The organism is Rathayibacter tritici (assembly GCF_001641005.1).
Classification (GTDB): Bacteria; Actinomycetota; Actinomycetes; order Actinomycetales; family Microbacteriaceae; genus Rathayibacter; species Rathayibacter tritici.
Genome location: NZ_CP015515.1, coordinates 706,582 through 723,986 on the forward strand (window position 1 = coordinate 706,582; position 17,405 = coordinate 723,986).

Consider the following 17,405-nt stretch of genomic DNA (forward strand, 5'->3'; position numbering starts at 1 on the left):
CCCGGACATCGCCCACGAGAACAGGGGAAGCTGTGATCGAGCAAGCGATTCGCGTGCGGGCATCGCTGGAGCAGTCAGGGCTGGACCACGGTCCGATCAGCGTCCACGACCGGATGGTGCAGCTGGGTCTTGCAGCGCCGTCGCGGGCAGCCCTCGCGCGAGCGTTCCAGGCGGCCGGAGTGATCGTGCCGAGCGTGTCTGATGGTGTGTGTAAGGAGTGGGCCTCCTGATGGAAGGAATGACTCTGTTGGCTATCGATAGGGTGTCACGTGAAGCGCGGCGCAGGACCCAGGAGGCGGGCGCTGCGCGTTTGGTCGAGTCGGGCGTGATGGATGACCTGTTCGCGAAGATCGACGCGGGCGAGATCGAGTTGGAGGGCGCTGGAGGGCTGATCCAGCAGCTGATCAAGTCCGGGCTCGAGCGGGGGTTGCAGACGGAGCTGACCGAGCACGTCGGATACGAGAAGGGCGACCCGGACGCGGCGTTTCACGAGAACTCCCGGAACGGGTCGTTCCCGAAGACCGTCGCCACGAACGTCGGCGACGTTGAGCTGCGGATCCCGCGGGATCGCAAGGGAACGTTCACGCCTCGGCTGGTCCCGACGGGCAGCCGGCGGTTGTCGCAGTTGGACGAGATGATCGTGTCGCTGTATGCCGGTGGGATGACTGTCCGCGATATCGAGCATCACCTCGCCGCGACGGTGGGCACGGAGCTCTCGCGCGAGACGATCTCGAAGATCGTCGATGAGATCTCCGACGAGGTCCTCGCCTGGCAGTCGCGGCCGTTGGAGGCGTTCTATCCGGTGATCTACCTCGACGCTCTGATCGTGAAGGTCCGCGACGGCGGGCACGTGCGCAACAAGGCCGCGCACCTCGCGGTCGGCGTTGACATGGACGGCATCAAGCATGTTCTCGGGATCTGGGTCCAGCAGGCCGAGGGCGCGAAGTTCTGGGCGTCGGTCTGCGCGGAACTCGCGAACCGCGGCGTCCGTGACGTGCTCATCGTCTGCTGCGACGGGCTGACGGGGTTCCCGGAAGCGATCGAGGCGACCTGGCCGGACTCGATGGTCCAGACCTGCGTCGTGCACCTGATCCGCAATGCCGTGCGGTTCGTCGCCTACGGGCAGCGCAAGGCCGTCGCCGCCGCATTGAAGCCGGTCTATCAAGCGCCGACCGCGGACGCCGCCAGGACCGCGCTGGAGGCGTTCACGACGTCAGAGCTGGGGCGCGCGAACCCGCACGCGGCAGCGGTGTTCGAGAGCGCGTGGGAGCGGTTCACGCCGTTCCTCGCGTTCCCGCCCGAGGTGCGCCGGGTGATCTATACGACCAACGCGATCGAGTCGCTGAACTTCCAGCGAGCGTGTCTGATGGTGTGTGTAAGGAGTGGGCCTCCTGATGGAAGGAATGACTCTGTTGGCTATCGATAGGGTGTCACGTGAAGCGCGGCGCAGGACCCAGGAGGCGGGCGCTGCGCGTTTGGTCGAGTCGGGCGTGATGGATGACCTGTTCGCGAAGATCGACGCGGGCGAGATCGAGTTGGAGGGCGCTGGAGGGCTGATCCAGCAGCTGATCAAGTCCGGGCTCGAGCGGGGGTTGCAGACGGAGCTGACCGAGCACGTCGGATACGAGAAGGGCGACCCGGACGCGGCGTTTCACGAGAACTCCCGGAACGGGTCGTTCCCGAAGACCGTCGCCACGAACGTCGGCGACGTTGAGCTGCGGATCCCGCGGGATCGCAAGGGAACGTTCACGCCTCGGCTGGTCCCGACGGGCAGCCGGCGGTTGTCGCAGTTGGACGAGATGATCGTGTCGCTGTATGCCGGTGGGATGACTGTCCGCGATATCGAGCATCACCTCGCCGCGACGGTGGGCACGGAGCTCTCGCGCGAGACGATCTCGAAGATCGTCGATGAGATCTCCGACGAGGTCCTCGCCTGGCAGTCGCGGCCGTTGGAGGCGTTCTATCCGGTGATCTACCTCGACGCTCTGATCGTGAAGGTCCGCGACGGCGGGCACGTGCGCAACAAGGCCGCGCACCTCGCGGTCGGCGTTGACATGGACGGCATCAAGCATGTTCTCGGGATCTGGGTCCAGCAGGCCGAGGGCGCGAAGTTCTGGGCGTCGGTCTGCGCGGAACTCGCGAACCGCGGCGTCCGTGACGTGCTCATCGTCTGCTGCGACGGGCTGACGGGGTTCCCGGAAGCGATCGAGGCGACCTGGCCGGACTCGATGGTCCAGACCTGCGTCGTGCACCTGATCCGCAATGCCGTGCGGTTCGTCGCCTACGGGCAGCGCAAGGCCGTCGCCGCCGCATTGAAGCCGGTCTATCAAGCGCCGACCGCGGACGCCGCCAGGACCGCGCTGGAGGCGTTCACGACGTCAGAGCTGGGGCGCGCGAACCCGCACGCGGCAGCGGTGTTCGAGAGCGCGTGGGAGCGGTTCACGCCGTTCCTCGCGTTCCCGCCCGAGGTGCGCCGGGTGATCTATACGACCAACGCGATCGAGTCGCTGAACTTCCAGCTGCGCAAAGTCACGAAGAACCGCGGACACTTCCCCAACGACGCGGCCGTGATCAAGCTGCTCTGGCTCGCGATCTGCGACATCGAAGACAAACGCGCCCGCGACCGAGCCCGCGACCGAGGACGCCCCGCCGCCGAACGTCGAGCTGAGGGACGCCTCGTCGAAGGACAAGTCGTCACGAATTGGAAGAAGGCTCTCGAGCAGCTCTCGATCGCGTTTCCCGAACGAATCCACCGCTACCTCTAAACCCCCGAGGACCACGCACTTACACACACAACTTGACAGGCTCCTTCCAGCTGCGCAAAGTCACGAAGAACCGCGGACACTTCCCCAACGACGCGGCCGTGATCAAGCTGCTCTGGCTCGCGATCTGCGACATCGAAGACAAACGCGCCCGCGACCGAGCCCGCGACCGAGGACGCCCCGCCGCCGAACGTCGAGCTGAGGGACGCCTCGTCGAAGGACAAGTCGTCACGAATTGGAAGAAGGCTCTCGAGCAGCTCTCGATCGCGTTTCCCGAACGAATCCACCGCTACCTCTAAACCCCCGAGGACCACGCACTTACACACACAACTTGACAGGCTCATCGTGCCCGAGCCGAAGAAGAAGCCCCGATCCGCGTATCGCCGATTCGTGTATCCGGCGCCGAACTGCCTCTGGCAACTCGACGCCACCCAATACGCGCTCACGGGCGGCCGGACGTGTGTGATCTTCCAACTCATCGATGACCACTCTCGCGTCGCTGTCGCCTCCCACGTCGCGTCCGGTGAAACCACGGAAGGCGCGCTGGCCGTGGTCCGCAAAGGGATCGCTGCGCGCGGAGTACCCCGGAAACTCCTCTCCGATAACGGTGCCGCGCTGAACCCGACCCGGCGCGGCGTCCGCGGCCAACTCGTCGACTACGTCACCGCGCTGGGCGTCGAAGCGATCACCGGGAAACCCGGGAAACCAACCACGCAGGGCAAGAACGAACGCTTCCACCAGACCCTGTTCCGTTGGCTCGACAAACAGCCCCTCGCCGCAACCCTCGACCAGCTACAGACGCAGGTCGATGAGTTCGATGACATCTACAACACCCAGCGCGGACACCAAGCCCTTCCCGGCCGGATCACCCCGCAACAGGCATGGAACGCGACCGACCCCATCGAACCGCCCCGACCCGCTCCCGCCCCCGACCTTCCCCAGCCGCTCACGAACACCTCGGGAACCGCGACCAGAACCGTCACCGCGAACGGCGTCATCGGAGTGGCCAGCACCCACGTCAAAATCGGCAAAGCCCACGCCAGAACGACCGTCCACGTCACCTGGAACCTCGACGCCATCACCGTCACCGACGCCCACGGCACCCACCTCGGGACCTTCCCCCGACCCCCCAAAGGCACCCGCTACATCGGCAACGGCAAACCCCGCGGCTTCATGGCCACCCACACACCGTCACCGATGTCCCGAGACACCAACCGTCACCCATGTCCCGAGACACAACCGTCACCCATGTCCTGAGACATCACAGTCGAGGCCGCCACGAACGGCGGGTTCCCTCGACGGCCGGAGGTTCCCTCGACGCGGCGCACCCCAGCGCGGGCCAGTCGGACGAGCAGGGGGCGGGTGTCGTAGGCCTCACGCCAGCCCCAGCGAACGAGGCCGTGAACGCGAGCGCGGAGTCGATCCTCCCGGCGCTTCTCCGCCAGCAGCACCTGCTCGGGGGAGCGACCCCGGAGGAACGCTGGGTCGGAGTATTTGTGGTCCCCGTCCGCTTCGCCGACCACCTCCGCCTCCTCGAAGGAGAAGTCGACGACTCCGGCGAGCCCATCATGGTCGCGCACAGGATGTTGCAGGACTGGTGCGGGTAATCCGCCACGGTGCATCGCCACTCGGCTGATCGACTCCAGCGGCGTCTCAGAGGCGGGATCGGCGAAGGCGATCACCGCGGCGCTCGTCGTGCGGCCCCGGGAACCGGGCGGCAGCTCGGCGTGCCGACGCAGGAGCTCTTCTCGTCTGAGCAGGGGCGAGCCGTCGTCGTCGACGAGGCGGAGGGCGTGATCGGCCGCGACGACGGCGCGCCGGAAGGAGGAGAACCGCGCCAGATCGAAGACGGTCTGCGCGAGGTCGGAGACGGCGAGTCCGTCGATCAGTGCGAGTGAGGGCAGACGCGCGCTCCGATGCTCCGCGACGCCGTTCCGCGTCCGGCTGCCGACGTCCGTCGCTCCCTCGACGTGGACGGTCGCCGCGAGTGGTTCGACCAGAGGGAGCCCCCACACTGCCGCAGCCGACTCGCGGAGGAAGAAGGGCGCGCTCCAGGTCGCGGCCACTGCGTCGATCCGCGCCCGCTGCCGCTCGTCCACCGAGGCTTTCGCCCACTCGTCCGCCCGCACGTACACCCCGCGGCGTAGCCGCACGAACTCGTCCGACCGGCCGCACCCCTCGTCCCGGAAGATCTCCACCGCACTCATCCCCCCACTCTCCCCTTCCTCCCGCCCCCGTCACCTCCCTCCCCTCAATCTGTGGAAACTCCCCCGCCCCCTGTGGATAGCGAGGGAACCCCGGACCGCCGAGGCAGCCACAATCAGCGGGCTCCCTGGACGGGTCGGGGTTCCCTCGGCAGGAGGGAGGCACGCGCGCCTAAGCTGGGAGTCCCGAGTGGGAGCGCCGCACGGCGCGGAGGGAGCACGCATGGTCGAGGTCCGCAGGGTCAAACTGCCCGGTGTCGGGGTGCTGCACACGTTCCTGACCGCGGACGGTGGCAAGGTCGGCGTCATCGCGCACCGCTCCGGGCACAGCGACTTGATCACCTTCGCCGAGGGGGACCAGGACGGTGCCAAGGTGTCGCTCCGCTTGAGCGACGACGAGGCGCACACGCTCGCCGAGCTGCTCGGCGGCACGCAGATCACGGAGTCGCTGACCGCGCTCGACCAGATCCCCGGCCTCTCGATCGACTGGTTCACCGTCGACTACGACGACCACATCGCCGGTCAGCAGCTCGGCAAGCCCGCCGACCGCGGGATCGTCGGCCTCACCGTCGTCGCCGTCGTCCGCGGGGACGCCGCGAACCCGGCGCCGGCCCCCGACTTCCGCGTCTTCCCGGGCGACACCCTCGTGGTCGCGGGCAGCCCCGAGAAGGTCGCCAAGGCGTTCGCCTTCTTCCGCACCGGCAGCTTCGCCAAGACGGTCGACGCCCCGCCCGGAGCCTGAGGATGCACCACGGCGAAGACCTCATCGTCCTCGGCCTCCTGTTTGTCGTCGCCTACGTCCTGGGCCGTCTGGGGAGGACGATCGGACTTCCGGCCATCCCGATCTATATGGTCGTCGGGCTCCTTGCGAGTCCGAACTTCCACCTCTTTCCGCTCGACTTCGAGTCGAGCTACATCGAACTCACTGCGGTCTTCGGCCTGATCCTGCTGCTGTTCACTCTCGGCCTCGAGTTCGACCAGGACGAGTTCTTCGGCAACGCCGGGCGGCTGATCCTCTCCGGCGGTTCGTACATCGCGGTCAACATGGCTGTCGGCCTCGGCTTCGGGTTCGCACTGGGCTGGGGGAGTCGCGAGGCGCTGGTCATCGCCGGCATCACGGCCACGAGTTCGAGTGCGATCGTCACCAAGCTGTTGATCGAGCTCAAGCGCCTCGCGAACCCCGAGACGCCGATGATCCTGGGCGTCACCGTGGTCGAGGACATCTTCATCGCGGTGTACCTGGCGATCGTGTCCGTCGTGCTCTCGGGCGAGACCGAGCCGTGGCCGGTCGTGCTGAAGCTGTTCATCGCGTTCGCGTTCCTCGTCGTGATGTTCTCGGTCGCCCGCTGGGGCGGGAAGGTCGTCTCGCGCGTGTTCCGCACCCGCGACGACGAGCTGTTCACCATCCTGTTCTTCGGCCTCGCCCTTCTTTTCGGTGGTATCGGCGAGGTCCTCGGGGTGACGGACGCGATCGGCGCGTTCCTGATCGGCCTCGTGATCGGAGCGACGCGGTTCCGCTCCCGCGTCGAGCACATCGCGATCCCGCTGCGCGATGTCTTCGGCGCCTTCTTCTTCGTCAACTTCGGGCTGGGGCTCGACCCGGGCGCCTTCCCGAGCGTGGTCGTCCCGGTGCTGATCGCCGCGGTGATGACGATCGTGCTGAATCTCGGCGCCGGGCAGTTCGTCGCGTGGCTGAACAAGCTCGGGCCGCGGGCGGGATTGAATGCGGCGTTCATCCTGCACAACCGCGGTGAGTTCGCGCTCATCCTCGCGACGCTGTCGCTCTCGGCAGGGCTCGACGAGCGGATTCAACCCTTCGCGGGCCTGTACGTGCTGATCATGGCGATCGTGGGCCCGATCCTGGCCTCACGCTCCGAGAGCATCGGCGCGCTGCTCTCGCGCAGGAGGCACCGCGCGGCACCGGCGGCGACATCGGCGATGGACGACGAGGACTTCGCGCTCGTGGAGGCCGCGATGGCCGCGCCCGCAGTCGCCGCCGCCGAGGAGGCCTCCGCTGCTCCGAGACGCCCCGCGGAGCCGGATGAGCTCGATGACGAGTTCCCCGATCCGATGCGGCAGGCCCTGATCGACCAGGCGATGCAGCAGTCCGACGGTGCCGACGATTCCCGCCCCCGCCGCCCCCGGGAGCCGGACTACTGATCCACGGGGCTCCCACTCCCACGGGTTAGGCTTCCTGGGGCCCGCGGGACACCGGGCGGATCGAGGTCGGACGAGGGACGAATGACGCAGAGCACGCTCTGGCAGGTGGCCAGGCGCCCGCGCTGGATCGCCGCGCTGCTGCTCGCGCTCCTGATCGCCGGGCTCTTCGCCGGGCTGGGCCAGTGGCAGGTCGGGCGTGCGGTCGAGGCCGCCGCGCCGGACTCCGGAGCATCGGAGACGACCCTTCCGCTTCTGGAGGTCGCGACCCCCTCCCGCTCGATCACGGCCACCGCCGACGGCCAGCGCGTGGAGGGTTCCTCCGCGTTCGTGCCGGGCGGGGCTGAGATCCTCGGTGGCCGCCTCAACGGCGAGGAGCCCGGCTGGTGGGTGATCGCCCGTACCCGGACCGCTGAAGCCGATCTGGTGCTCGCGTACGGCTGGACCCGGGACCAGGCGCAGGCGCAGTCCGTCGCGGACGCGCTGAACAGCGGACGCGAGCAGGCGCCCTCCTCCTTCTCCGGCCGCCTCGTCGCGAACGAGGCCGCGGAAGCGCCGGCCGAGGGCCGTGATCCGATGACGCTCACCGCGCTCTCGATCCCCGCGCTCGTGAACCGCTGGCCGGACCCGCCGCGGGACGTCTACCAGGGCTACGTCGTCGTCAACGAGCCAGTCGCGGGCCTGGAGGCCATCGACTCCCCGGCGCGGGTCAGCGACGTCTCGCTGAACTGGCTCAACGTCTTCTACGCGATCGAGTGGGTCGTGTTCGCCGGCTTCGCCCTCTACCTCTGGTTCCGCCTGGTCAAGGACGCCTGGGAGCGTGAGGCTGAGGAGGCGCTCGATGCCGAGGAGCGCGCTCGGGCCGAGGCGCCCGCCCCCGCACCGTAAACTGGTCGCCATGCCCCTCGAGCCCAAGCCTGCGCAGTTCCCTGCTATCCGCAGCGCGCTGCGCTTCTACCGGGTGACCTCGATCATCACCGGCGTGATGCTGCTCCTGCTCTGCGCCGAGATGCTCCTGAAGTACGTCTTCCACCTCGAGCTGTTCGCGTTCGGCCAGCAGGGCGTGCTGCACGTCGCGCCGATGTACGAGGTTCCCGGGGGCGAGTACGCGTCGAGCGGCACCGGCGCGAACGTCTCCACCGGCATCCTGATCGCGCACGGCTGGTTCTATGTCGTCTACCTCTTCGCCGACTTCCGCCTGTGGAGCCTGATGCGCTGGCCGTTCGCCCGCTTCGTACTCATCGCTTTCGGCGGCGTGGTGCCGACGCTCTCCTTCTTCGTCGAGACCCGCATCGCCCGCGAGGTCGAGCAGTACCTCGAGCGCCGAAGCGCCGGCACCGACCCGAAGACCCCGTCCGACTCCGTGGAGGCCCCCCATTAGCGAGCAGCCCACCGCTCCCCAGCCGCATCTCGCCGCGCAACCCGTCCTCGTCGTCGACTTCGGCGCCCAGTACGCCCAGCTCATCGCCCGCCGTGTCCGCGAGGCGAACGTCTACTCCGAGATCGTGCCGTCGAACGCCACGGCCGCCGAGATTGCGGCGAAGTCTCCGGTCGGCATCATCCTCTCCGGAGGGCCCTCGAGCGTGTACGAAGAGGGCGCTCCCCAGCTCGACCCGGCCATCTTCGATCTCGGCGTTCCCGTCCTGGGCATCTGCTACGGCTTCCAGGTGATGGCGAAGACGCTCGGCGGCGAGGTCGCTAACACCGGGCTGCGCGAATACGGAGCGACGGACGCCGCGATCTCGACCGAGGGCGGCGTGCTCCTCGGGGAGCAGCCCGCTGACCAGACGGTGTGGATGAGCCACGGCGACTCGGTCGCTCAGGCGCCCGAGGGGTTCGAGGTCCTCGCCTCCACCACCTCCACCCCGGTCGCCGCTTTCGGCAACGACGAGCGGCGCCTCTACGGTGTGCAGTGGCACCCGGAGGTCAAGCACTCCGCCTACGGCCAGGCCGTGATCGAGAACTTCCTGCACCGTGCCGCGGGTATCCCCGCCGACTGGAACTCGTCGAACGTGATCGACGACCAGGTCGCCGTGATCCGCGAGCAGGTCGGCACCGGCCGCGTGATCTGCGGTCTCTCCGGCGGGGTCGACTCCGCTGTCGCTGCTGCGATCGTGCACCGCGCGATCGGCGACCAGTTGACGTGCGTGTTCGTCGACCACGGCCTCCTCCGCAAGGACGAGCGCCGCCAGGTCGAGGAGGACTACGTCGCCGCGACCGGTGTCCGCCTGGTCACCGTCGACGCGCGCGAGCAGTTCCTCGACGCGCTCGCCGGCGTCAGCGACCCGGAGCAGAAACGCAAGATCATCGGACGCGAATTCATCCGCACGTTCGAGGCGGCTGCCGAAGCGCTCGTGCTGGAGGCGAAGGGTGAGGGCGAATCGATCGACTTCCTCGTGCAGGGCACGCTCTACCCCGACGTCGTCGAGTCCGGCGGCGGCACCGGTACCGCCAACATCAAGTCGCACCACAACGTCGGCGGACTCCCGGAGGACCTGCAGTTCGCGCTCGTCGAACCGCTGCGCACTCTGTTCAAGGACGAGGTCCGCGCCATCGGCCGAGAGCTCGGCCTCCCCGAGGCGATCGTCGGACGCCAGCCGTTCCCCGGCCCGGGACTCGGCATCCGCATCGTCGGCGAGGTCACCCAGGAGCGGCTCGACCTGCTTCAGGACGCCGACGCAATCGTCCGCGCCGAACTCACCGCCGCCGGTCTCGACTCCGAGATCTGGCAGTGCCCGGTCGTCCTCCTCGCGGATGTCCGCTCCGTCGGCGTCCAGGGCGACGGCCGCACCTACGGTCACCCGATCGTGCTGCGCCCCGTCTCCTCCGAGGACGCGATGACCGCCGACTGGACTCGCCTGCCCTACGACCTACTCGCCCGCATCTCCAACCGCATCACCAACGAGGTGAGCGGAGTGAACCGGGTCGTGCTGGACGTGACGTCCAAGCCGCCCGGCACCATCGAGTGGGAGTAGCCCCGCGGGGGGTCGGCGGGAGGGGGACTTGGGTGCGTGGGGCGCTCCTTGACCGGCGCGGGTGGGATTTGCAGGGGATTCGGCCGCGGAGGCGGATCCTGCGGCGAAAAGTGCTCCGAGGAATGAGCCGATCCTGCGAATCGTGCGGTGTCCTGCGAAACGTGCAGAGACCTGCGAATCGCGCAGAGTCCTGCGAATCGTGCGGTGTCCTGCGAATCGTGCGGTGGGGCGCACGGTGTCGACCCGGGAGGGGAGGGCTACGCGGGGGTGTCGAGGACTCCGATGAAGCGGGTGCCGATGCCGTCGTACTCGTCGCGGCGGTGGCCTTCGGGGTGGTGCGGCCAGGAGGCCGACGAGTGGTCCTCGCAGACGAGGAAGGTGAACTCAGGCCACCACTTCTTCGGGCGGGCGGCCTCGGAGCGGCCGCAGACGGTGCAGTCGAGCGTCACCCACACCGGACGCCGGCCCGTGCGATTCGTTCGCGACTGCACCAGCCAGGGCGGTGGATCCTGTTCGAGGGCGGCGAACTCCTCCTCCGACAGGCGGATGGGGATGCCGTGCCGCGTCGCCATCTCGAGCGGGATGTCGAGGCGCTGAGCGGCCTCGCGACGCGTGATCATCCGGCCACCCTAACTCAGCGCCGGGCGCTGACCCCGCGGCAGCAGCGACGCGCGCGCGAGCAGCCACTCCAGCGGACCCTGCCCCACGAAGCGCCGCCACACGAGCGCGGCGGCGAGGGAGCCGATGGCGAACACTCCGAGCAGCGGCCAGCTGCGCCACGTCTCGAAGTCGAACGGCTCGTAGGGCACCAGGTAGACCGCCAGCGCGACGAGCTGCAGCGAGTAGATCGTCAGCGGCATGGCGCCGACGGCGGTGAGCGGAGTCGCGGCCCGGGCCAGGAGGGGTAGCCGCTGCAGGAGGGCCGTCAGCGCGCCGATGGCGACGCAGGCGACTCCGCCCGCGCCGAGCAGCTCGGCCGTGGTGCTCGCATGCGCCTCCACTGTCTCCGGACCGCCGAGCAGCAGCCCGCCGCCGTAGCCGAGCACGACCGAGACGGCACCGCCGACGACCACCCAGCGCTGGGTGGTCGCAGAGCGGATGTCGCAGCGCGCGATCAAGAGGCCCAGGACCACGTAGGCCAGCCATGACGGGACCGGGTAGTACTGGGTGAGCCAGGTCAGAGGCTGCGCGGCCAGGAGGGCCTCGTCGGGCGAGAGCGTCGAGAGCCACGAGCCGCCGGCGCTGGTCAGCGCATCGACCGCGAGAGGCCCGGCGATCGCGGCCACCGCGACCAGCACGGCTAGAAGCGCCCGGGGCAGGAAGAGGAGGAGCGCGGCGACGAGGAACATCACTCCGTAGTGCGGCAGGATCACCGCGATGGGCGTTCCAAGCATCGTGAGGGCGATGCCGAGGACGAGGAGGTACAGCCCGCGGAGCAGGATCGATCCGGTGTCGTGCCAGGGCCGCAGGGACCGTCCGGCGCCTGCGGTCATCAACCCGATCGACACTCCGGCGAGCACGGCGAAGAGGACCGAGCTGCGTCCGTTCCAGAGCATCTCGGTCTCGACCGGTGCGAGATGGGCGGCGAACATCCCGAGTACGGCCAGCCCGCGCGCGGCGTCGAGGCCGACGACGCGGGAGCCGACGGCGACACTCATTACTCCATCGTGCCAGGCCTGCGGGCAGAGTACGTCGAGCGGCGGCGAGCCGGACGGGGGAGCGCAGACGACGACGGGCGCCCGACCCAGAGGTCGAGCGCCCGTCGGACATGCTGGGCCGTGCTACTCGCGGAAGATTGCGATGAGGCGCAGCAGCTCCAGGTACATCCACACGACGGTGACAAGGATGCCGTAGGCGCCGGTCCATCCGTAGATGCGGGGGAGGCGGTTGCGCACCCCCTGCTGGATGAACTCGAAGTCCATCACGAGCGAGTAGGTGGCGAGCGCGACGGCGATCAGGCCGATCACGATGCCGATGAAGCCGGTGCGCAGACCGAAGCCACCGCCGACGCCGAAGAGGCCCAAGCCCAGATTGACCAGCGAGAAGACCGCGTAGCTGATCATGCCGATGAAGAAGATCTTGTTGAGCTTCGGCGAGGTGCGGATCTTGCCGTTCATGAACAGCGCCAGGGTGACGCCGATCACGATGACGGTGGCCAGGAGGGCCTGGACGACCGCTCCCTCGTACCTGGTCTCGAAGAAGCGGGAGATCGCTCCGACGCCGATGCCCTGGGTCGCGGCGTAGCCGAGGATCAGTGCGGGCGACGGAATCTTCTTGAACGCGTTCACGATGCCCAGGACCAGTGCGACGAGCACGGCCGGGAGCATCAGCTGCGGGACGAACCAGCCGACGGCGGCACCCGCGAGGAGCACGACGAAGGCGAGCGCCGTCTTCGCGAGGGTGTCTTCGACGGTCATCCGATCGGTCTCGACCGACCCGGCGGCCGGACGGCTGTACATCTGGTCGAGGGTGCCGGGAAAGACGTCCGGGAGGTCCTGCACGCGGCCGGCGTAGCCGCGGTTGCTGAACTCCGGGCGTCCGAAGGCCGGGTTGTTGCTTGCCATGGTTCCTCTTCTCTCAGGTGCGCTGGTCTCCGAAGGAACTCGCGGATCTGAGTCGCTGTGGGTGCGGGGTGCGCCGCTCGTTCCCGAAAGAACCGCGACGATGGCCACCACCTTATCTGAGAGCGCCTCTCAGAGTCTGGCTGTTCTCTTCGAGCGGACCTCGACTCCGCTGCGAGACGTATCAGGCCGCCCGTAGGATGCCCGCATGCCCGCGCGCCCGTCCCCGCTCGTCATCGGTCACCGAGGCGCGAGCGGCTACCGCCCCGAGCACACCCGCTCCGCCTACGAGCTGGCGCTCGCGCTCGGCGCCGACGCGCTCGAGCCCGATCTCGTGGCCACTCGCGACGGCGTTCTGCTCCTCCGGCACGAGAACGAGATCTCGGGCACGACCGACGTGGAGCGGCGCCTGGAGTTCGCCTCGCGGCGCACCACCAAGTGGATCGACGGCCGCAAGCTGACTGGCTGGTTCACCGAAGACTTCACCTGGGACGAGCTCTCGGTGCTGCGCGCCCGCGAGCGGCTGCCTGCGGTGCGCCCCTCCAGCGCCACCTTCGACGGGCAGTTCCCCCTGCTGCGCTTCAGCGAGCTGCTGGCGCTTCTGGACCGGGCGGCCGAGGATGATCCACTCGCGCCGCCGGGGCTCGTGGCCGAGATCAAGCACGCGACCTACTTCGCGGGGATCGGGTTGCCGCTCGACGTGCTGGTGCGCGAGGAGCTCGCTGCGGCGGGCTGGGGTCCGCGCGATCCGCGGCTCACGATCGAGAGCTTCGAGAAGAGCGTGCTGGAGCGGCTCGCGGTGAGCGGAGTCGGCACCCGCCGCGTCTACCTGCTCGAGTCGCGAGGAGCCCCGCCCGACCTGGTCGCCGCCCACGGCGCCGCGGCGACTCCCTACTCCGCCTTCACCACACCGGCGGGGCTGCGCACTCTCGTCGGTGTCGTCGACGGAATCAGCGTCGATAAGAAGATGCTTTTCTCCCGTGACGCGGCCGGACGGGCCACCGGGGCGGGTCGGCTGGTCGCGGACGCCCACGACGCCGGGCTCGAGGTCTACTGCTGGACCCTGCGCGCCGAGAACCGCTTCCTCGAGAAAGTGCACCGTCGCGGAAAGGATCCGGCGGAGTTCGGTGCCTGGCAGGAGGAATTCGCGATGATCCTCCGCTGCGGAGTCGACGGCGTCTTCGCCGATCAGCCCGACCTCGCGATCGAGGCGCGAGCCGCCGAGCTGGAGCGCCGGCGCCGCGGCTGAGCGCACGCGCGGCGTGAATCGCGGGACCTCCGGCGCGCGACGGGCGGATGCGGAGCCTGCGCTGACATCATCGAGACACTATGCCCGCAACTCCCGTTCGAGAGGAGGCCCGTGTCCACCCGTGACCGCATCACCCGCCGCTGGATCACCACCGGCGTCCTCGCCGCAATCGGTGTCGCCGCTGTCTACTGGCTCGCCGTCCTCACTCCGCAGGGCCAGGGCGTAGAGAACTCGGGGCTCCGCGGGGCCGATCTCGTGTTCGGCCGGGCCACCGGCACCGCGGCGGGAGCCCTGGCCGACGTCACTCCCCTCTCGATGGTCGTCGGCGCGCTGCTCGTCGCGGCGATCGCGCTGATCCGGCGGCGGCCCGCGCTGGCTGTCGCGTCCGTCGGCTCCATCGTGGTCACCGCCGGTCTCACTCAGCTGCTGAAGAACGTGGTGCTCGAGCGGCCCGAGCTGGTCGACACCGACGCCTGGTACACCGGCGGCAGCTTCCCCAGCGGGCACACCGCAGCGGCGGTCTCGGTCGTCTTCGCCCTGGCGATGGTGGTGCCGGGCCGGGCTCGCACCGTCGTGCTCGCGCTGGGCGGAGCGGTCGTCGTGCTGGTCGGCAATCTGACGATGGCCGCGTCCTGGCATCGGGCGAGCGATGTCCTGGGGGCCGACCTCGTCGCGCTCGCGTCCGCCTCCGTGGCCTGCGCATGGCTGACGACGCGTGCCCAAGTGGGCCGGGCGCCGCGCAAGCACCCGCGACGCGGCGTGAACCGGTTGCTCCTGGCGTGCTCGGTGGTCGTGGTGGTGCTGCTCGCGGCGCTCGCGGTGCAGGGCATCCAGTACTACCCGGATGACACGAAAGACCTCACCGCCTTCGCCCTGCTGCAGCTGCTGGCGGTATCGACCTCGACGCTCGCCGTGTTCGGCTTCTCGCTTGCCTGGCGCGGTCTGGATGTCGGCGGGGCGCTCACCTCGTCCGTGCCGCGGCCGCGGAGCGCCTGACCCGGTCCCGGTGTCGGAGGGGCGATCTACACTCGGAGGGACATGAGCTTTCTCTTCGATCCGAGCGACTCCCGCGCCACCCCGGTCATCGTCGGTCCCCCCGGCGGCCCCGCGGAGGCGCCCCGCGTCGACCCGGCGCACGAGCAGTTGGTTGCAGGGCTGAACCCCCAGCAGCGCGAGGCGGTCGAGTACCGCGGGGACGCCCTACTGATCGTCGCGGGGGCGGGGTCGGGCAAGACCAGCGTGCTGACGCGGCGCATCGCGAGCCTCCTGGGCAACAGCGAGGCGTGGCCGAGTCAGATCCTCGCGATCACCTTCACCAACAAGGCCGCGGCCGAGATGCGCGAGCGCGTCGAGAAGCTGGTGGGGCAGAGCGCCGAGGGAATGTGGATTTCGACGTTCCACTCCGCGTGCGTGCGGATCCTGCGCCGCGAGGCCGAGAACTTCGGCATGACCGGTTCGTTCACGATCTACGACTCGGGAGATCAGCGGGCGCTGCTCAAGCGCATCGTGAAAGACCTGGAGGCCGACTCGCTCGGGATCACCGTGGCGAGCGCTTCCGCGAAGATCTCGAAGCTCAAGAACGAGCTGGCCGACGTCGACTCCTACGCGCGGACGGCGAACCTCAGCGACCCGAATGAAGAGATGTTTCTCCAGGTCTTCCGGGCCTACTCTCGGGCGCTCGAAGGAGCGAATGCCTTCGACTTCGACGACCTGATCGCGCAGACGGTCTACCTCTTCCGGGCTTTTCCGCACGTCGCCGCGAAGTACCAGCGCCGCTTCCGGCACGTGCTGGTCGATGAGTATCAGGACACGAACCATGCCCAGTACTCGCTGATCCACGAGCTCACCCGTCCCGTTCCGCCGGCGACCATCTCGGCGGCCCGGTTCGACCGGCCCTATCGGGGCCCGGTCACGGCCGACGGCTCGATCCCGGGGGCCTCGCTGACCGTCGTCGGCGACTCCGACCAATCGATCTACGCGTTCCGCGGGGCCGATATCCGCAACATCGTCGAATTCGAGCGCGACTTCCCGGGCTGCCGCGTGATCCTGCTCGAGCAGAACTACCGCTCGACGCAGAACATCCTCTCGGCCGCGAACGCCGTCATCTCGAACAATTTCGACCGACGGGCGAAGAACCTGTGGTCCTCCAGCGGCGACGGCGAGAAGATCGTCGGTTACACCGGGTACTCCGGTCACGACGAGGCGCAGTTCGTCGTCGACGAAATTGCACGCCTGCACGCGGCGGGCACGGGCTATGACGAGATCGCGGTCTTCTACCGCACCAACGCTCAGACCCGGGCGCTCGAGGAGATCTTCATCCGCTCGGCACTGCCGTACCGGATCCTCGGCGGAACCAAGTTCTACGAGCGTGCCGAGATCAAGGACGCGCTGGCGTATCTGATCGCCGTCGCGAACCCGGCCGATGTTCTTGCGTTGCGGCGCATTATGAACACCCCGAAGCGCGGCATCGGCCCGGCGACCCAGGCGCAGTTGCAGTCGTTCGCCGACACCAACGCGGTGACCCTGCGCGAGGCGATGCGCAACGCCGGCTCGCTCGGGATGGGCCCGAAGGTGACGAAGGCGATCGTGGATCTCGCGACTCTCCTCGACGAGTGCGCGCTGATGCTCGACCCCGCCCGGGAGGGCGGCGAGGCGAAGGTGCACGAGGTGCTGACGGCGCTACTCACCCGCAGCGGATACCTCGATATGCTCCGCGCGAGCCGCGACCCGCAGGACGAGGCGCGCGCCGAGAATGTCGACGAGCTGATCGCGGTCACCAGGGAGTTCGCGCGCAACAACCCCGACGGCGGACTGGTCGACTTCCTCACCGAGGTCTCCCTGGTCGCCGCGGCCGACGAGCTCGACGACGACTCCGGTACCGTCTCCCTGATGACCCTGCACACGGCCAAGGGCCTCGAGTACGACGCCGTGTTCCTCACCGGTATCGAGGAGGACCTCCTGCCGCACCGCATCTCGGCCAACGAGCCGGGCGGCCCGGCGGAGGAGCGGCGGCTGTTCTACGTGGGCATCACCCGTGCCCGCAAGCGGCTCTTTCTCTCACTCGCGATGACTCGCGCCCAGTACGGCGAGACCTCGGTCGCGATGCCGAGCCGGTTCCTGCACGAGATCCCCGGGGAGCTGATCCAGTGGCGGCAGTCGCCGGGCGCGGCGACCTCGCGGGGCGGCACTCAACCCCGGGCGCTCAATGCGCAACGGCCCGGTTTTGGCCGGTCGCGCTCGAATACGGAGTTTCGGGAGGCGCTCGCCGCGGCTCCGAAGGCGAAGGGCGAATTCCCCAACCGGATCACGGGAATGGTGCGCGACAACGGCGACCTCGAGCTGATCGCCGGCGACCGCATCCGGCACACCGACTTCGGCGAGGGGCGTGTGAATGCGGTGACCGGCGAGGGCTCGAAGCGAGTCGCGCACGTGCTCTTCGATCAGGTCGGGGCGAAGAAGCTGCTGATCAAAGTCGCGCCGATCGAGAAGATCTAGCC

General features: G+C 68.8%; 14 protein-coding genes and 3 pseudogenes. 13 read left to right on the forward strand and 4 right to left on the reverse strand.

What is annotated here, in order from left to right:
• The first annotated feature begins 32 nt into the window (after nucleotides 1-32).
• From A6122_RS17825 to A6122_RS17660, 5 genes and pseudogenes are all read left to right on the forward strand, one after another.
• On the forward strand, nucleotides 33-230 hold the full coding sequence (locus tag A6122_RS17825) for a hypothetical protein (RefSeq protein WP_068251629.1): 198 nt from the start codon (nucleotides 33-35) through the stop codon (nucleotides 228-230).
• A 98-nt stretch (nucleotides 231-328) separates the two neighbouring features.
• Nucleotides 329-1,354: pseudogene (locus tag A6122_RS03355) on the forward strand (IS256 family transposase); the annotation flags it as partial.
• 139 nt (nucleotides 1,355-1,493) lie between these two features.
• Nucleotides 1,494-2,765: an IS256 family transposase gene (locus tag A6122_RS03360; RefSeq protein ID WP_418320007.1), complete on the forward strand. Its 1,272-nt coding sequence runs from the start codon at nucleotides 1,494-1,496 to the stop codon at nucleotides 2,763-2,765.
• A gap of 20 nt (nucleotides 2,766-2,785) precedes the next feature.
• Nucleotides 2,786-3,061 (forward strand): annotated as a pseudogene (locus tag A6122_RS03365) (IS256 family transposase); the annotation flags it as partial.
• A 52-nt stretch (nucleotides 3,062-3,113) separates the two neighbouring features.
• Nucleotides 3,114-4,019 (forward strand): annotated as a pseudogene (locus tag A6122_RS17660) (integrase core domain-containing protein); the annotation flags it as partial.
• Here the strand turns inward: A6122_RS17660 and A6122_RS03375 are convergent.
• Nucleotides 3,980-4,969 carry a hypothetical protein gene (locus tag A6122_RS03375; protein ID WP_068251638.1) on the reverse strand — a complete coding sequence of 330 codons (990 nt, stop codon included), beginning with the start codon at nucleotides 4,967-4,969 and terminating at the stop codon, nucleotides 3,980-3,982. The pseudogene A6122_RS17660 and the gene A6122_RS03375 sit on opposite strands and share 40 nt — an antisense overlap.
• 220 nt (nucleotides 4,970-5,189) lie before the next feature.
• Between A6122_RS03375 and A6122_RS03380 the strand changes: the two genes are divergently transcribed.
• The 5 genes from A6122_RS03380 (at nucleotide 5,190) to guaA (ending at nucleotide 10,098) form a co-directional block, all read left to right on the forward strand.
• Nucleotides 5,190-5,708, forward strand: a complete 519-nt coding sequence (locus A6122_RS03380) for a cation:proton antiporter regulatory subunit (protein ID WP_068256939.1) — start codon at nucleotides 5,190-5,192, stop codon at nucleotides 5,706-5,708.
• Between the two features lie 2 nt (nucleotides 5,709-5,710).
• A complete protein-coding gene (locus tag A6122_RS03385; RefSeq protein WP_068251641.1) occupies nucleotides 5,711-7,126 on the forward strand; it encodes a cation:proton antiporter in 1,416 nt (471 codons plus the stop codon).
• An 81-nt stretch (nucleotides 7,127-7,207) separates the two neighbouring features.
• Nucleotides 7,208-8,011 (forward strand): SURF1 family cytochrome oxidase biogenesis protein, encoded by an 804-nt coding sequence (locus tag A6122_RS03390; RefSeq protein WP_068251643.1) that lies wholly within the window; start codon nucleotides 7,208-7,210, stop codon nucleotides 8,009-8,011.
• 10 nt (nucleotides 8,012-8,021) lie between these two features.
• Nucleotides 8,022-8,504 (forward strand): DUF3817 domain-containing protein, encoded by a 483-nt coding sequence (locus tag A6122_RS03395; RefSeq protein ID WP_068256941.1) that lies wholly within the window; start codon nucleotides 8,022-8,024, stop codon nucleotides 8,502-8,504.
• Nucleotides 8,500-10,098, forward strand: a complete 1,599-nt coding sequence (guaA, locus tag A6122_RS03400; protein ID WP_068251645.1) for a glutamine-hydrolyzing GMP synthase — start codon at nucleotides 8,500-8,502, stop codon at nucleotides 10,096-10,098. Before A6122_RS03395 ends, guaA begins: the two co-directional genes overlap by 5 nt.
• Before the next feature lie 257 nt (nucleotides 10,099-10,355).
• Here the strand turns inward: guaA and A6122_RS03405 are convergent, their stop codons facing one another.
• The 3 genes from A6122_RS03405 to A6122_RS03415 form a co-directional block, all read right to left on the reverse strand.
• Entirely contained in the window at nucleotides 10,356-10,718 is a 363-nt protein-coding gene (locus tag A6122_RS03405) for a hypothetical protein (protein WP_068251647.1), read from the reverse strand.
• 9 nt (nucleotides 10,719-10,727) lie between these two features.
• Entirely contained in the window at nucleotides 10,728-11,756 is a 1,029-nt protein-coding gene (locus A6122_RS03410; RefSeq protein ID WP_068251649.1) for a DUF418 domain-containing protein, read from the reverse strand.
• A 123-nt stretch (nucleotides 11,757-11,879) separates the two neighbouring features.
• The gene (locus tag A6122_RS03415; RefSeq protein ID WP_068251650.1) at nucleotides 11,880-12,662 is read right to left on the reverse strand and encodes a Bax inhibitor-1/YccA family protein; all 783 of its coding nucleotides are present in this window, start codon (nucleotides 12,660-12,662) and stop codon (nucleotides 11,880-11,882) included.
• A gap of 205 nt (nucleotides 12,663-12,867) precedes the next feature.
• Between A6122_RS03415 and A6122_RS03420 the strand changes: the two genes are divergently transcribed.
• The 3 genes from A6122_RS03420 (at nucleotide 12,868) to A6122_RS03430 (ending at nucleotide 17,403) form a co-directional block, all read left to right on the forward strand.
• Nucleotides 12,868-13,908 (forward strand): glycerophosphodiester phosphodiesterase family protein, encoded by a 1,041-nt coding sequence (locus A6122_RS03420; RefSeq protein WP_068251651.1) that lies wholly within the window; start codon nucleotides 12,868-12,870, stop codon nucleotides 13,906-13,908.
• Between the two features lie 111 nt (nucleotides 13,909-14,019).
• Nucleotides 14,020-14,904 (forward strand): phosphatase PAP2 family protein, encoded by an 885-nt coding sequence (locus A6122_RS03425; protein WP_068251652.1) that lies wholly within the window; start codon nucleotides 14,020-14,022, stop codon nucleotides 14,902-14,904.
• A 42-nt stretch (nucleotides 14,905-14,946) separates the two neighbouring features.
• Nucleotides 14,947-17,403 carry an ATP-dependent helicase gene (locus tag A6122_RS03430; RefSeq protein WP_068251654.1) on the forward strand — a complete coding sequence of 819 codons (2,457 nt, stop codon included), beginning with the start codon at nucleotides 14,947-14,949 and terminating at the stop codon, nucleotides 17,401-17,403.
• Nucleotides 17,404-17,405: the final 2 nt, after the last annotated feature.

Excerpts from the sequence above, each read along its gene's own strand:
- A6122_RS03390 (WP_068251643.1), top strand. The coding sequence starts at position 7,208 with ATGACGCAGAGCACGCTCTGGCAGGTGGCCAGGCGCCCGCGCTGGATC.
- A6122_RS03380 (WP_068256939.1), top strand. The coding sequence starts at position 5,190 with ATGGTCGAGGTCCGCAGGGTCAAACTGCCCGGTGTCGGGGTGCTGCAC.
- A6122_RS03405 (WP_068251647.1), bottom strand. The coding sequence starts at position 10,718 with ATGATCACGCGTCGCGAGGCCGCTCAGCGCCTCGACATCCCGCTCGAG.
- A6122_RS03360 (WP_418320007.1), top strand. The coding sequence starts at position 1,494 with ATGGATGACCTGTTCGCGAAGATCGACGCGGGCGAGATCGAGTTGGAG.
- A6122_RS03375 (WP_068251638.1), bottom strand. The coding sequence starts at position 4,969 with ATGAGTGCGGTGGAGATCTTCCGGGACGAGGGGTGCGGCCGGTCGGAC.
- A6122_RS03430 (WP_068251654.1), top strand. The coding sequence starts at position 14,947 with ATGAGCTTTCTCTTCGATCCGAGCGACTCCCGCGCCACCCCGGTCATC.
- A6122_RS03385 (WP_068251641.1), top strand. The coding sequence starts at position 5,711 with ATGCACCACGGCGAAGACCTCATCGTCCTCGGCCTCCTGTTTGTCGTC.
- A6122_RS03410 (WP_068251649.1), bottom strand. The coding sequence starts at position 11,756 with ATGAGTGTCGCCGTCGGCTCCCGCGTCGTCGGCCTCGACGCCGCGCGC.
- A6122_RS03395 (WP_068256941.1), top strand. The coding sequence starts at position 8,022 with ATGCCCCTCGAGCCCAAGCCTGCGCAGTTCCCTGCTATCCGCAGCGCG.
- A6122_RS03420 (WP_068251651.1), top strand. The coding sequence starts at position 12,868 with ATGCCCGCGCGCCCGTCCCCGCTCGTCATCGGTCACCGAGGCGCGAGC.
- A6122_RS03415 (WP_068251650.1), bottom strand. The coding sequence starts at position 12,662 with ATGGCAAGCAACAACCCGGCCTTCGGACGCCCGGAGTTCAGCAACCGC.